12 protein-coding genes are annotated in these 14,508 nt (G+C 73.0%); 9 read left to right on the top strand and 3 right to left on the bottom strand.

From position 1 onward, the window contains the following. Positions 1 to 10: 10 nt before the first annotated feature. Complete coding sequence (locus tag AC07AZ_RS05135; RefSeq protein WP_478843931.1) at positions 11 to 520, bottom strand: Lrp/AsnC family transcriptional regulator; 510 nt, start codon at positions 518 to 520, stop codon at positions 11 to 13. A gap of 174 nt (positions 521 to 694) precedes the next feature. On the opposite strand from AC07AZ_RS05135, the gene pdhA reads away from it, so the two are divergent. From pdhA to AC07AZ_RS05170, 7 genes are all read left to right on the top strand, one after another. Beyond that, the gene (gene pdhA / locus AC07AZ_RS05140; protein ID WP_478843933.1) at positions 695 to 1,831 is read left to right on the top strand and encodes a pyruvate dehydrogenase (acetyl-transferring) E1 component subunit alpha; all 1,137 of its coding nucleotides are present in this window, start codon (positions 695 to 697) and stop codon (positions 1,829 to 1,831) included. Further along, the gene (locus AC07AZ_RS05145) at positions 1,828 to 2,832 is read left to right on the top strand and encodes an alpha-ketoacid dehydrogenase subunit beta (protein ID WP_478843935.1); all 1,005 of its coding nucleotides are present in this window, start codon (positions 1,828 to 1,830) and stop codon (positions 2,830 to 2,832) included. The genes pdhA and AC07AZ_RS05145 overlap by 4 nt, the downstream gene beginning before the upstream one ends. Beyond that, the gene (locus AC07AZ_RS05150) at positions 2,832 to 4,322 is read left to right on the top strand and encodes a dihydrolipoamide acetyltransferase family protein (protein ID WP_478843937.1); all 1,491 of its coding nucleotides are present in this window, start codon (positions 2,832 to 2,834) and stop codon (positions 4,320 to 4,322) included. Before AC07AZ_RS05145 ends, AC07AZ_RS05150 begins: the two co-directional genes overlap by 1 nt. Positions 4,323 to 4,376: 54 nt before the next feature. Further along, entirely contained in the window at positions 4,377 to 5,486 is a 1,110-nt protein-coding gene (locus AC07AZ_RS05155) for an NTP transferase domain-containing protein (RefSeq protein WP_478843939.1), read from the top strand. Beyond that, a complete protein-coding gene (locus AC07AZ_RS05160; protein WP_478843941.1) occupies positions 5,483 to 6,988 on the top strand; it encodes a molybdopterin molybdotransferase MoeA in 1,506 nt (501 codons plus the stop codon). The genes AC07AZ_RS05155 and AC07AZ_RS05160 overlap by 4 nt, the downstream gene beginning before the upstream one ends. Next, positions 6,985 to 8,082, top strand: a complete 1,098-nt coding sequence (locus AC07AZ_RS05165) for a potassium channel family protein (protein ID WP_478843943.1) — start codon at positions 6,985 to 6,987, stop codon at positions 8,080 to 8,082. The genes AC07AZ_RS05160 and AC07AZ_RS05165 overlap by 4 nt, the downstream gene beginning before the upstream one ends. A gap of 119 nt (positions 8,083 to 8,201) precedes the next feature. After that, a complete protein-coding gene (locus AC07AZ_RS05170) occupies positions 8,202 to 9,182 on the top strand; it encodes an NAD(P)H-quinone oxidoreductase (protein ID WP_478843945.1) in 981 nt (326 codons plus the stop codon). Between the two features lie 19 nt (positions 9,183 to 9,201). Here AC07AZ_RS05170 and AC07AZ_RS05175 read toward each other — a convergent pair whose 3' ends face one another. Continuing rightward, the gene (locus AC07AZ_RS05175; protein ID WP_478843947.1) at positions 9,202 to 9,993 is read right to left on the bottom strand and encodes a hypothetical protein; all 792 of its coding nucleotides are present in this window, start codon (positions 9,991 to 9,993) and stop codon (positions 9,202 to 9,204) included. A gap of 136 nt (positions 9,994 to 10,129) precedes the next feature. Between AC07AZ_RS05175 and AC07AZ_RS05180 the strand changes: the two genes are divergently transcribed. After that, the gene (locus tag AC07AZ_RS05180; protein ID WP_478843949.1) at positions 10,130 to 10,672 is read left to right on the top strand and encodes a bacterial proteasome activator family protein; all 543 of its coding nucleotides are present in this window, start codon (positions 10,130 to 10,132) and stop codon (positions 10,670 to 10,672) included. A gap of 248 nt (positions 10,673 to 10,920) precedes the next feature. Here AC07AZ_RS05180 and AC07AZ_RS05185 read toward each other — a convergent pair whose 3' ends face one another. Continuing rightward, positions 10,921 to 12,561, bottom strand: a complete 1,641-nt coding sequence (locus AC07AZ_RS05185; RefSeq protein ID WP_478843951.1) for a protein kinase domain-containing protein — start codon at positions 12,559 to 12,561, stop codon at positions 10,921 to 10,923. 335 nt (positions 12,562 to 12,896) lie between these two features. On the opposite strand from AC07AZ_RS05185, the gene AC07AZ_RS05190 reads away from it, so the two are divergent. Next, a complete protein-coding gene (locus AC07AZ_RS05190; protein ID WP_478843953.1) occupies positions 12,897 to 14,495 on the top strand; it encodes a protein kinase domain-containing protein in 1,599 nt (532 codons plus the stop codon). Positions 14,496 to 14,508: the final 13 nt, after the last annotated feature.

Here is a 14,508-nt window from a genome sequence, read left to right on the forward strand (position 1 = left end):
TCCGGGGGCCTCAGCCCTGCGGTTCCAGGTCCTCCTCCTCGAAGACCAGCAGGGTGCGCGTGCTCAGCACCTCGGGCATCGCCTGGAGCCGGGTGAGGACCAGTTCGCGCAGCGCCCTGTTGTCGGGCGTGTGCACCAGGAGCAGCACGTCGAAGTCGCCGCCGACCAGCGCGATGTGGGAGGCGCCGGGAAGCTGTCTGAGCGCCTCGCGCACGGTGCGCCAGGAGTTCTGGACGATCTTCAGGGTGATGTACGCCGACGTCCCGTGACCCGCCCGTTCGTGGTCTACGCGGGCGCCGAAGCCGCGGATCACACCGTCCTCGACGAGTCGGTTGATACGCGCGTAGGCGTTGGCGCGCGAGACGTGCACCCGTTCGGCGACCGACCGTATCGAGGCGCGGCCGTCCGCCTGGAGCATCTGCAGGATGTCCTGGTCTATGGCGTCCAGCGGCCGCGGGGGCGGCGGGGGTGGCGGCGTGGTGCCGCTCTCCGCGCCTTCGGCCATTTGTTCAGGTGCCATGTCCCCCCGCCTCCCTACCATGGACGTACTGCGTCCATCTGAGGCTGTGGAGAACCGTTTGTCCACAGCCTGAAGGTGCCTGTAGCCAAAATGTGCCGACGACCGAACAATCGGTAGGTGAGGCGCGTCACACCCGTGACGCGTCCGAAGCCGCTCCCACGAGGAGGTGCCGTCATGACGGTCATGGAGCAGCGCGGCGCGTACCGCCCGGCGCCGCCGCCCGCCTGGCAGCCCCGTACCGACCCCGCGCCGCTGTTGCCCGACGCGGAGCCGTACCGCGTCCTCGGCACCGACGCGGCCGCCCAGGCCGACCCGGCCCTGCTGCGCCGGCTGCACACCGAATTGGTGCGCGGCCGCCGTTACAACGCCCAGGCCACCGCCCTCACCAAGCAGGGCCGGCTCGCCGTCTACCCCTCCAGCACCGGCCAGGAGGCCTGCGAGGTCGCCGCCGCGCTCGTCCTGGAGGACCGCGACTGGCTGTTCCCCAGTTACCGCGACACGCTCGCCGCCGTCGCCCGCGGTCTCGACCCGGTCCAGGCACTCACCCTGCTGCGCGGCGACTGGCACACCGGCTACGACCCGCGCGAACACCGCATCGCACCGCTCTGCACCCCCCTCGCCACCCAGCTTCCGCACGCCGTCGGCCTCGCGCACGCCGCCCGCCTCAAGGGCGACGACGTGGTCGCGCTGGCCATGGTCGGCGACGGCGGCACCAGCGAGGGCGACTTCCACGAGGCACTGAACTTCGCCGCCGTCTGGCAGGCCCCGGTCGTCTTCCTGGTCCAGAACAACGGCTTCGCGATCTCCGTCCCGCTCGCCAAGCAGACCGCGGCACCGTCGCTGGCCCACAAGGCCGTCGGCTACGGCATGCCCGGCCGCCTGGTCGACGGCAACGACGCGGCCGCCGTGCACGAGGTCCTCTCCGACGCCGTCCGGCACGCGCGCGCAGGAGGCGGGCCCACGCTCGTCGAGGCGATCACCTACCGCGTGGACGCCCACACCAACGCCGACGACGCGACGCGCTACCGAGGCGACACCGAGGTGGCCGCCTGGCGCGAGCACGACCCCATCGTCCTGCTGGAGCACGAACTGACCGAGCGCGGTCTCATCGACGAGGACGGCATCCGGGCCGCCCGCGACGCCGCCGAGACCATGGCGGCCGACCTGCGCGCCCGCATGAACCAGGACCCGGCGCTCGACCCCATGGACCTCTTCGCCCACGTGTACGCCCGGCCCACGCCCCAGCTGCGTGAGCAGGAGGCCCAGTTGCGGGCAGAGCTCGACGCGGAACAGGAGGAGACGCGCCGATGACGACCGTCGCCCTCAAGCCGGCCACCATGGCGCAGGCCCTCACGCGCGCGATGCGCGACGCGATGGCCGCCGACCCGACCGTCCATGTCATGGGTGAGGACGTCGGCGCCCTCGGCGGTGTCTTCCGGGTCACCGACGGGCTCGTGAAGGAGTTCGGCGAGGACCGCTGCACCGACACCCCGCTGGCCGAGGCGGGCATCCTCGGCACCGCCGTCGGCATGGCGATGTACGGGCTCAGGCCGGTCGTCGAGATGCAGTTCGACGCCTTCGCCTACCCGGCGTTCGAGCAGTTGATCTCGCACGTGTCCCGGATGCGCAACCGCACCCGCGGGGCGATGCCCCTGCCGCTGACCATCCGCGTGCCCTACGGCGGCGGCATCGGCGGGGTCGAGCACCACAGCGACTCGTCCGAGGCCTACTACATGGCGACCCCGGGCCTCCACGTCGTGACACCCGCCACCGTCGCCGACGCCTACGGGCTGCTGCGCGACGCCATCGCCTCCGACGACCCGGTCGTCTTCCTGGAGCCCAAGCGCCTGTACTGGTCGAAGGACTCCTGGAACCCCGAGGAGCCGCAGGCCGTCGAGCCGATAGGCCGCGCGGTGGTGCGGCGCTCCGGCCGGAGCGCCACGCTCATCACCTACGGCCCGTCGGTCCCCGTCTGCCTCGAAGCCGCCGAGGCAGCGCGCGAGGAGGGCTGGGACCTCGAGGTCGTCGACCTGCGCTCCCTGGTGCCGTTCGACGACGAGACGGTCTGCGCCTCGGTCCGGCGGACCGGACGCGCGGTCGTCGTGCACGAGTCGGGTGGCTTCGGTGGCCCCGGCGGGGAGATCGCGGCCCGCGTCACCGAGCGCTGCTTCCACCATCTGGAGGCGCCGGTGCTGCGCGTGGCCGGGTTCGACATCCCCTACCCGCCGCCGATGCTGGAGCGTCACCACCTGCCCGGTGTGGACCGCGTCCTGGACGCCGTGGGGCGCCTGCAGTGGGAGGCCGAGAGCTGATGGCGCACGCTTCCGACATGCACAGCCTGGAGTTCAGGCTCCCCGACCTCGGGGAGGGCCTCACCGAGGCGGAGATCGTCCGCTGGCTGGTCGAGGTCGGCGACCTCGTCGCGGTCGACCAGCCGGTCGTCGAGGTCGAGACCGCCAAGGCGATGGTCGAGGTGCCCTGCCCCTACGGCGGTGTCGTCACCGCCCGCTTCGGCGAGGAGGGCACGGAACTGCCCGTCGGGGCACCGCTGATCACCGTGGCGGTCGGCGCACCGCCCGCCGGCGGCCCGACCGAGGGCTCGGGCAACGTGCTGGTGGGATACGGCACCTCCGAGGCACCCGCGCGCAGGCGCCGGGTCCGGCCGGCGCCGACGGTCTCCGGCGCACCCGGCGCACCCGGCGCACCCGGCACGCCCGCACCCGCGCCCTCGCGCGCTGCGAAGGCGAACGGGAGCGCCCTCCCGTCCGGGACCACGGGTCCGGGCGTAGAGATCCCCGCCGCCCACCCCACCGGCATCCCCGGCGCCCCCGCGGAGGGTGTCACCAGGACGGTGGACGGGCCGGTGCCCGTGATCTCGCCGCTGGTGCGCAGGCTCGCGCGGGAGAACGGCCTGGACCTCAGGGAACTGACCGGTTCCGGCCCCGACGGGCTGATCCTGCGGGCCGACGTGGAGTACGCGCTGCGTGCGGCCGCCGGCCCGGGCACGGTGACGGAGCCCGTGACCGCCCCCGCGCCCTCCGGGCCTGTGCAGCCCGCACCGGCCTTCGTTCCCGGCTCCGGCTCCGTGTCCGGCAACGGTGTCGCTTCCGGCACCGGCACCCGTGTCCCCCTCAAGGGTGTCCGCGGGGCCGTGGCCGACAAGCTCTCCCGCAGTCGCCGGGAGATCCCGGACGCGACCTGCTGGGTCGACGCCGACGCCACCGAGCTCATGCGGGCGCGTAAGGCGATGAACGCGGCCGGCGGACCGAAGGTCTCCCTCCTGGCCCTGCTGGCGCGGATCTGTACCGCCGCGCTGGCCCGGTTCCCCGAGCTCAACTCGACGGTCGACATGGAGGCCCGGGAGATCGTCCGACTCGACGCGGTGCACCTCGGGTTCGCCGCGCAGACCGAGCGCGGGCTCGTCGTACCCGTCGTCCGGGACGCGCACGCCCGGTCCGCCGAGTCGCTCGGCGCGGAGTTCGCCCGGCTGACCGAGGCAGCCCGGGCGGGGAGGCTGACCCCCGCGGAACTCACCGGTGGCACCTTCACGTTGAACAACTACGGCGTGTTCGGGGTCGACGGATCGACGCCGATCATCAACCACCCCGAGGCGGCCATGCTCGGCGTCGGCCGGATAGTCCCCAAACCCTGGGTGCACGAGGGCGAGCTGGCGGTCCGGCAGGTCGTCCAGCTCTCGCTCACCTTCGACCACCGGGTGTGCGACGGCGGTACGGCGGGGGGTTTCCTGCGGTACGTGGCGGACTGCGTGGAAGAGCCGGCGGTCCTGCTGCGCACCCTGTGACCACGGCGGCTCCCGCGCGTTCCCTGTGATCAGGCCGGGACGCATACTCGGGGGGTGACAGCGCACGAGCCCTCCGCCGCCCCCGACGCCGACGCTCCCGGCCCCGGCATCCCCGGTGCCGGAGCACCGGACGCCGAAGTCCACGATGCCGTCGTGCTCGCCGGGGGCGCCGCCCGGCGGCTCGGCGGCGCGGACAAACCCGGTGTGCGTGTGGGCGGGCGCGCGCTGCTCGACCGGGTCCTGGCCGCCTGCGCCGGGGCACGTACCGTCACCGTCGTAGCCGACCCCCGGCCGACCGCGCGGCCGGTGACCTGGGCCCGCGAGGACCCGCCCGGCGGCGGCCCGCTGGCCGCGCTCGACGCCGGGCTGCGGCACACCACCGCGGAGCAGGTCGTGGTGGTCTCCGCCGACCTCCCGTTCCTCGCCGAACGGACCGTACGGCGGCTGCTGGCCGTGCTCCGGACGAGTGGCGCCGAGGGTGTGCTGCTCACCGACGCCGACGGCCGCGACCAGCCCCTGGTGGCCGCCTACCGCACCCAGGCGCTGCGCCGTGAACTGGCCACCCTCGCCGGAGCCGGAGCCACAGACGCCCCGGCCACCGACGCCACAGCCACGGGAGTCCCGGTCACAGACACCCCGGTCACAGACGCCCCGGCCACCGGAGCCCTACCGGCCGACGTCCCGCTCACCGACGCCCCGCCCACCGTGCGTTCCCCCGCCGGCGGTGGTCTGAGTGGGCTGCCCTTGCGCCGGCTGATCGCGCGGCTCGACCTCACCCGCGTCCCCGACCCCGTCGCGTCCTTCGACTGCGACACCTGGGACGACATCGCCACCGCCAGGGCACGCATCAGGGAGCATGGGCACGTGTTGGATGAATGGATTTCCGCAGTCAAGGACGAACTCGGCATCGACCTCGACGTCGACACCGGCGCGCTGCTCGATCTGGCCCGCGACGCCGCGCACGGCGTGGCCCGGCCCGCGGCACCGCTGACCACGTTCCTCGTCGGCTACGCCGCCGCGCGGGCCGGAGGAGGCCCCGAGGCCGTCGCCGAGGTGTCCCGCAGGGCCGCCGCCCTCGCCCTGCGCTGGGCGGACGAGGCCGGCGAGGCCAAGACGGACGCGGCCCCCGACGCCACCCCCGGTACCGGTCCGGACGCCGGATGACCGCCCGCGGCACCCGGGTCGACGGAAACGCGGGACGCCTCGAACCCGACGACCTCGACGTCGAGGAGGCGCTCGCCCTCGTGAAGGAAGACACCGGCCGCGCCTCTGCCGACACCGGCCGCGCCTCTGCCGACACCGGCCGCGCCTCCGGCGACAACGGCCGCGCCTCCGCCGGCGACGGCCGCCCGCCCGGCGACCAGGTGCCCGCGCCCGCGTCCGCCCCGCAGGATGGCCACCGGTCGGGAAGGCGCCCCGAAGCCGCCCAAGCCCCCGCCCGCGAGCAGACACACAAGGCCACCCCCTGGCCCCGGGCCAGAGTCATCGCCGAACGGGCCGGAGCCCGTCCCGGCACGCCGGGTGCCCGCCGCCAGCCCGTCTCCGTGCCCCTCGACGGTGCCCTCGGACTCAGCCTGGCCGCCCCCCTGACCGCGCTCACCGACCTGCCCTCCTTCGACACCTCCGCGATGGACGGCTGGGCGGTGTCGGGCCCCGGCCCCTGGGACGTACGCGACGAAGGCGTCCTGGCCGGGCACGCCCAGCCGGCACCCCTCACCGACGGCGAGGCCGCCCGTATCGCCACCGGCGCCCGCATCCCCCTCGACACCACCGCAGTGCTCCGCAGTGAGCACGGTCGCGCCGACGACCGGGGCCGGCTGCACGCGACCCGTGAACCGCAGCACGGCCAGGACATCCGCCCGCGCGGCCAGGAATGCCGTAGCGGCGACCAGCTCCTCCCCGTCGGCGCCCTCGTGACCCCCGCCGTGCTCGGTCTGGCCGCCGCCGCCGGATACGACACCCTCACCGCGGTCCCCCGCCCCCGGGTCGACGTCCTCGTCCTCGGCGACGAGTTGCTCACCGAGGGGCTGCCGCACGACGGTCTGATCCGCGACGCCCTCGGCCCGCTCCTCCCGCCCTGGCTGCGCGCGCTCGGCGCCGAGGTCACAGCCGTCCGCAGGCTCGGCGACGACGCCAAGGCGCTGCACAAGGCGGTCACGTCGTCCCGGGCCGACCTGATCGTCACCACCGGTGGCACCGCGTCCGGTCCGGTCGACCACGTCCACCCCACCCTGAACCGCATCGGCGCCGAACTCCTGGTGGACGGCGTCGCGGTGCGACCGGGGCACCCGATGCTGCTGGCCCGCACCAAGGAGGACCAGCATCTCGTCGGCCTGCCGGGCAACCCCCTGGCGGCCGTCTCCGGGCTGCTCACCCTGGCCGAGCCGTTGCTGCGGACGCTCGCGGCACGCCCCGCCCCGGAGCCGTACACGCTGCCCCTCCAGGACGGCGTGCACGGGCATCCGTACGACACGCGGCTGATCCCCGTGGTGCTGCGCGGTGACCGGGCGGCGCCGCTGCACTACAACGGCCCCGCCATGCTCCGTGGCATCGCCGCGGCCGATGCCCTCGCCGTCGTACCGCCGGGTGGGGCCCGGGCGGGACAGGAGACCGAACTGCTCGACCTGCCCTGGGCCGCCGCGGGAATCGGGGTGTGTTTCACGTGAAACGTTCGGGCCATGACGGGATCGCCGGCCAGGCGGACGAACCTGTCGTGACCCATCGCGTGAGACTGCCGAGAAAAGTGGTGGTGCATCCGTACGGGCAGGTCGCCAAGCGGCTGTCCCTGGCACTGTTCGTGCTCGTCGTGACCGCGCTGATCGTCTATGCCGACCACGACGGCTACAACGACACCTCGGACGGCTCGGTCGACCTCCTCGACGCCTTCTACTACGCGACGGTCACGCTCTCGACCACCGGATACGGCGACATCACGCCCGTCAGCGATGCCGCCCGGCTCACCAACATCTTCGTCATCACACCCCTGCGGGTGCTGTTCCTGATCGTCCTCGTCGGCACCACCCTCGAGGTCCTCACGGAACGCACCCGTGAGGAATGGCGGCTCAATCGCTGGAGGTCCACCTTGCGCGACCACACCGTCGTCGTCGGCTTCGGCACGAAGGGGCGCTCCGCGATCCAGACCGTCTGTGCGACGGGACTGCGGAAGGAGCAGGTCGTGGTGGTCGACCTCAGCGTCAAGGCGATCGACCAGGCCTCCGCCGAGGGCTATGCGGGTGTGGTCGGGGACGCGACGCGCGGCGAGGTGCTCAAGCGGGCCGAGGTGCACCGGGCGCGGCAGGTCGTCATCGCGGCCCAGCGCGACGACACCGCCGTCCTGGTGACCCTGACGGCCCGCCAGCTCAACCGGAACGCGAAGATCGTGGCCGCGGTGCGCGAGGAGGAGAACGCCCCGCTGCTGAGACAGTCGGGCGCCGACGCGGTCATCACCAGCGCCAGCGCGGCCGGCCGGTTGCTCGGCCTGTCCGTGCTGAGTCCGGCGGCCGGCATGGTGATGGAGGACCTCATCCAGCAGGGCAGCGGACTGGACATCGTCGAACGCCCCGTCATAAAGGCCGAGGTGGGCAGGAAGCCGCGGGAGACCGAGGATCTGGTGGTCAGCGTCGTACGCGGGCACCGGGTGCTCGGTTACGACGATCCGGTCGTCGGCACGCTGGAGCTGACGGACCGGCTCATCACGATCGTGCGGACGTCGCCGGGGTCGCAGATCGCACCCGACGTCCGCCCGCTGCGCAGGGACTGACGTCCTGTCCGTAGTCCCACAGCCCGCGCGTCCGTCCCACGACGGCGACGGAGGTGACTGCGGCGACTCGGCGGGGCAGACCTGGGGTGCGATGGGTAGCGAGGGGTAGCGTCCCTCCCATGTATGCGATCACGATTCCCGAACCTGGCGGACCCGAGGCGCTGGTGTGGGCGGAGGTCCCGGACCCGGTGCCCGGCGAGGGCGAGGTGCTGGTCGAGGTGGTGGCCGGCGCCGTGAACAGGGCCGACATCCTTCAGCGGCAGGGCTTCTACAACCCCCCGCCCGGCGCGTCCCCCTACCCCGGCCTCGAATGCTCGGGACGGATCGCCGAAGTCGGCCCCGGCGTCTCCGGCTGGTCGATCGGCGAGGAGGTGTGCGCCCTGCTCTCGGGCGGCGGCTACGCCGAGAAGGTCGTCGTTCCGACCGGTCAGCTGCTGCCCGTGCCGACGGGCGTCGATCTCAGGCAGGCCGCGGCACTGCCCGAGGTGACCTGCACGGTGTGGTCCAACGTCTTCATGATCGCCCACCTGCGTCCGGCCGAGACGCTCCTCGTGCACGGTGGTTCCAGTGGCATCGGCACGATGGCGATCCAGCTCGGCAAGGCCGTCGGCGCGAAGGTCGCCGTGACGGCGGGCACGCGGGAGAAGCTGGACAGCTGCGCCGAGCTGGGCGCCGAGATCCTGGTCAACTACCGGGAGCAGGACTTCGTCGCCGAGCTCAGGAAGGCCACGGACGGCGCCGGCGCCGACGTCATCCTCGACAACATGGGCGCCAAGTACCTGGACCGCAACGTCCAGGCGCTCGCTGTCAACGGCCGGCTCGCCGTCATCGGCATGCAGGGCGGTGCCAAGGCCGAGCTGGACCTCGCCGCGCTGCTGGGCAAGCGGGCCGCGATCAGCGCGACCTCGCTGCGGGCCCGCCCGCTGGGCGAGAAGGCGACCATCGTGGCGGCCGTGCGCGAGCACGTCTGGCCGTTGATCGAGGCGGGCCACGTCCGGCCGGTCGTGGACCGCGAGATCCCGATGAGCGACGCGGCCGGTGCGCACCGGGTCGTGGAGGAGAGCGGTCATATCGGCAAGGTCCTGCTGGTGACGTCCTAGGAGCCCCCAGGTCGCCGCACTAGCCGCGGCGCAGGCGCAGGCCGAGGAAGGCGAGGCCGAGGCCCAGGCCGACCAGGATCAGCCCGCCGCCCAGCGGCAGGATCGGGAGGGTGGACCCGGCCGCGCGCCCGGCCTGTGCCATGTTCTGCCGGACGGCCTCGGTCGGGGACGCGGCGGGCGTCTCGGCGGTCTGCTGCGGCGGCTCTTCCTCGGCGGTGGCCCCGTCGTCCGTATCCGGGTCCGCGGTGTCCGCGTCCGCCGCGGTGTCGCCTCCGTCGCCCGGGTCCGCCCCGAGGACGTCGTGCTCGCCCTGGTCCTCGTCCTCCGTCGGGGTGGGTTCCTCGTGCCGACCCGGTCGTTGCCGCCCCTCACCCGCGCGGCTCCCGGCCAGGCTCGGTTCGGCGGACGCCGACTCGGACGCCGAGGGTGACGCGTGGCGCGGGACGGCGCGGGAGGAATCAGAGGACGGACCCGCGGACGACGAATCCGGCGACGGGCCCGCGGGCGGCGACCCGACATGGTGGGAGGGCCCGGCACGGTACGGGGACCCGGCGCCGTACGACGGCGACCCGGCCCGGTGCCGGGACCCCGCGCCTTCGCGTCGCGGGGACTCGGCACCGGGCGAGGAATCGGCGGGGGACAACTGTTCGGTGCGGTAAGGCGATTCGGCGCCGTACGACGGGCCACCCCCGTACACCGGTACGACGGCGCACGCCGCCAGGACGATCAGCCACCCTGCCGGCCGAAGCCCCGACGGACGCCGTCCGTGCGGTCCGCGTGGCCGGTCGGGTCTCCACAGCCATGAAGTCACGGAACAAGCCTCACACCGCGCGACAATTCCGGCATTCCGGGTTCGGCCGGCAGGTCGACGCGGACCGTGGACGGTGGATCACCCTCCGAGGGGGGCACCACACTGACGACACGTACGGGTGCGAGAGAATGGCTGCATGGAGATGCCGAGGAACGAAAGGTCACCGGAGAACCCCCAGATCCTGGTCCTGGGCCAGGACGGAATGGCGCTCGGTGGCACCGGAGACGAGGACTCCCGCGAGGTCCCGGTGACGGAGATGGTGGAACAGCCCGCGAAGGTCATGAGGATCGGCAGCATGATCAAGCAGCTCCTGGAGGAGGTGCGTGCGGCTCCCCTCGACGAGGCGAGCAGAGTCCGGCTGAAGGAGATCCACTCCAGCTCGGTGAAGGAGCTGGAGGACGGCCTGGCGCCGGAGCTCGTCGAGGAGCTGGAGCGGCTTTCCCTGCCCTTCACCCACGACGCCACCCCCAGTGACGCGGAACTGCGCATCGCGCAGGCCCAGCTGGTCGGCTGGCTGGAGGGGCTCTTCCACGGGATCCAGACCACCCTGTTCGCCCAGCAGATGGCTGCGCGGGCCCAGCTGGAGCAGATGCGCCGCGCCCTGCCGCCCGGGGTCGGCGGTGCCGAGGGAGGCGACGACCCGCGGACGGGTGGCCGTTCGGGCGGCCCGTACCTGTAAGCCGCCCGCCCCCGACCGGACGGAACCGGCCACCGGACCGGAACGGAACGGACCGGACCGGCCACCGGACCGGACCGGCCACGGTCCGGACCACCGGACCGGTCCGGACCTGGGCGGACACCCACCAGCCGACCACGGGCGTCCACCGACCGGACGCGGACACCCACCGACCGAACGCACCAGGCCCGGCAGCTCACGCTGCCGGGCCTCTCACCTGACCGCCCGCCCCGGAGGTGGCGGCACCGCCCTCAGGCCGGGTCCCCCGTAGAGATGTCGAACTGGATCTCCGGCGGGTTGTCCGGGTCGAAGTCCGTGCCCGCCTGCGGGGACTGCCGCATGACGGTGTCCTCGCCGTAGGTGTTCTCGTCCACCGGATGCTTCGCGTAGTGCCAGCCGGCCGCCTGGAGACAGGCGAGGACAGAGGTCCAGTTCTTGAACCCGAAGTCGGGCATCTTGACCTTGTCGGGGTCGTTGTACGACTCCTGCGGCTCGGTGCACTCGGTCTTGTCGATCGTCTTCGACAGGTCGGGGCCGCGGTGACCGGACACCGCCGACGTGGACGCGCTGGTACTGCTGCCCCCGCCCCCCTTGTTGTCGTCGCCGCTGCCGCCGTTCATCATCAGGGCCGTGATCAGGCCGCCGACCGCGACCAGCGACACGACGATCGAGCCGATGACCACCGGCCTGCCGCTCCTGCCGCCGGCCGGTGACGCGGTCGTGGCGGGCTGCGGGGTGAGGTTGTACGGCGGCGGGGTCGAGCCGGCCTGGTGCTGCGGCGCGTAGGCGGACGGGCCGGGCGCCTGGTAGCCGGCCTGCTGCGGATAGCCGTACGCCGGGGCGGGCGTCGCGGGCGGCGGGGTGCCGTACGGGCCGGGCAGCGGCTGGTACGGCGTCTGTACGTTCCCCGGCGGGGCCTGGGCCGCCTGGTCGACCGGCGGGAAGACCGCGGAGCCGACCCCGGAGCCGCTCGGGGCGGGGGTCCCCGGCACGATGCTGGGCGCCGCCGCCTGGAGGGACGCGGCCACCCGCAGGCACTCGTCGCGCATGGCCTCGGCGCTGGGGAAGCGCTCGTTCGGGTTCTTCTTCAGGGCGCGGGCGACCAGTGCGTCGACGGCCGGCGGCAGCGCGCGGTTGACCGAGGAGGGCGCGACCGGCTCCTCCTGCACATGCGCGTACGCGATGGCCAGCGGCGAGTCCGCGTCGAACGGCAGCCGCCCGGTGACCAGCTGGAACAGCATGATGCCGACCGAATACAGGTCGGAACGGGCGTCCACGCCGCGGCCCAGCGCCTGCTCCGGCGACAGGTACTGCGGGGTGCCGACGACCATGCCGGTCTGCGTCATCGACGTGACGCCGGACTGCATGGCGCGGGCGATGCCGAAGTCCATCACCTTGACGACCCCGCGCTTGGTCATCATCACGTTGCCCGGCTTGATGTCCCGGTGGACCAGGCCCATCTCGTGACTGATCTCCAGCGCGGCCAGCACGTCCGCGGTGATCTTCAGCGCCTTGTCGGCGGGCATCGCGCCCTGCTGCCGTACGTCCTCGTCGAGGACCGAACCGAGGGGGCGGCCCTCGACGTACTCCATGACGATGTACGGCATGGTCGCGCCGCCGAGGTCGTCCTCGCCGGTGTCGTAGACCGAGACGATGTTGGTGTGGGTGAGCTTGGCCACGGCCTGGGCCTCACGGCGGAACCGCTCGCGGAACGCCTGCTCGCGGCCCAGCTCGGTGTGCAGCGTCTTGACCGCGACCTGCCGGTCGAGCACGGTGTCGTACGCGAGGTGCACCGAGGCCATGCCACCCTCGCCGAGCAAGTCGCGCAGCTGGTAGCGGCCACCGGCGAGTGCGCGCCCCGCGTACCGGCCCTGAGCGCCGTCCTGGCTCATGTCCCGTGTCCCCCGTAGCCCTCAGACGCCGTCGCTGATCGTGTTGATCGAAAGGGTGATTCCCGGCCAAGTGTGCCGGAGGGCACTGACACGTCAAGCTCGGTGCCCGATCCGTGACCGTACGCGAAAGAAGCGTCGCGGAAGCGTTACAGGTGCCCCACGGCCGGTACACACGATTTGCTCGCCCGCGGGTACTACGGGTTTGATGGCCGGTCCGTCGTGGACGGGGTGCCGGGCTCTTCCCGGGCCGGCTGCTTGCGCGGAGGCTGTAGCGTGGCCGACGGAGACCGTGACAACACCGCGCGCACCGCGGGCAGAAACGACGGCGAGGACTGATGGCACAGCAGCAGCGCGCTCAGGGCCCGTCCGACCCCGAGGCGACTGGCGGCGGCGGGATGTCGGATGCGCCGGAGCTGTGGGGCAACGGCGGACTGGTCGGTGACGGCAGGTACCGCCTCACCCGCAGACTCGGCCGGGGCGGTATGGCGGAGGTCTTCGCCGCCGAGGACGTCCGTCTCGGACGCACCGTGGCGGTCAAGCTGTTGCGCGCGGACCTCGCCGAGGACCCCGTCTCCAAGGCCCGCTTCACCCGCGAGGCACAGTCGGTGGCCGGCCTCAACCACCACTCCATCGTCGCCGTGTACGACTCCGGCGAGGACTTCGTGGGCGGCCAGTCGGTGCCGTACATCGTGATGGAGATCGTCGAGGGCCGCACGATCCGCGACCTGCTCCTCAACGCCGAGGCTCCCGGTCCCGAGCAGGCCCTGATCATCGTCTCCGGGGTGCTGGAGGCCCTCGCCTACTCGCACCAGCACGGCATCGTGCACCGCGACATCAAGCCGGCGAACGTCATCATCACCGACAACGGTGCCGTCAAGGTGATGGACTTCGGCATCGCGCGCGCCCTGCACGGCGCGTCCACCACGATGACGCAGACCGGCATGGTCATGGGCACCCCGCAGTACCTCTCCCCGGAGCAGGCGCTCGGCAAGGCCGTCGACCACCGCTCCGACCTGTACGCGACCGGCTGTCTCCTCTACGAACTGCTCGCGCTGCGCCCGCCGTTCACCGGCGAGACCCCGCTGTCGGTGGTCTACCAGCACGTCCAGGACATCCCGGTGCCCCCGTCCGAGACCTCGGACGGCGCGTGCCCGCCGGAGCTCGACGGACTCGTCATGCGCTCCCTCGCCAAGGATCCGGACGACCGCTTCCAGACCGCGGAGGAGATGCGCGGGCTGGTCCAGTACGCCCTGCAGATGCTGTACGACCAGGGCGGCCACACCGGCACCTGGAACACCGGCCCGGTGGGTGTGCACGACGGCCGGAACACGCCGGCGGCGGGCTTCGCGAGCACCACGGCGCTGCCGCACTCCGGTGACTCCTCCGGCACCACCCAGATCCCGCAGCCGATCCTGCCCGCCGGGTACGGAGGCGGTTACGGAGGTGGGGACGAGGGCGGCTTCGAGGGGCACGGCAACAGGGGCAGCGGGCGCGGCAAGCTGTGGATCCTCGCGGTCCTCGCGGTCGTCGCCATCGCCGCGGGTGTCGCGCTGGCGCTGAACAACGGCGGCGGGAGCGGTGGCGGCGCGGGCACGACCCATTCCCCGACCACCTCTCGGTCCGCGAAGGACGAGAAGGACACCGCGACGCCGAGCGATAAGGCGACGAACCCGGAAACGGGCTCGTCCTCCGACGACGACTCGGGGACGGGCTCCAACTCGGACTGGACGCCGTCGTACAGCCCGTCGTACACGCCTTCCAAGAGCTACAGCAGCGAGCCGAGCGAAGAGCCCTCCGCCCCGGCGTCGAGCGTGGCGCCGACGCAGGAGTCGAGTGCGCCGGAGACCGACCCGCCCGTGACGGCAGACCCCACGGACGGCGGCGGCGTCGGTGGCGCCGACGGCGGTACGACGACCGGGAACGACGGTCTCTGACCGGCACCGGTCG

This window comes from Streptomyces sp. NPDC043878, assembly GCF_056435735.1.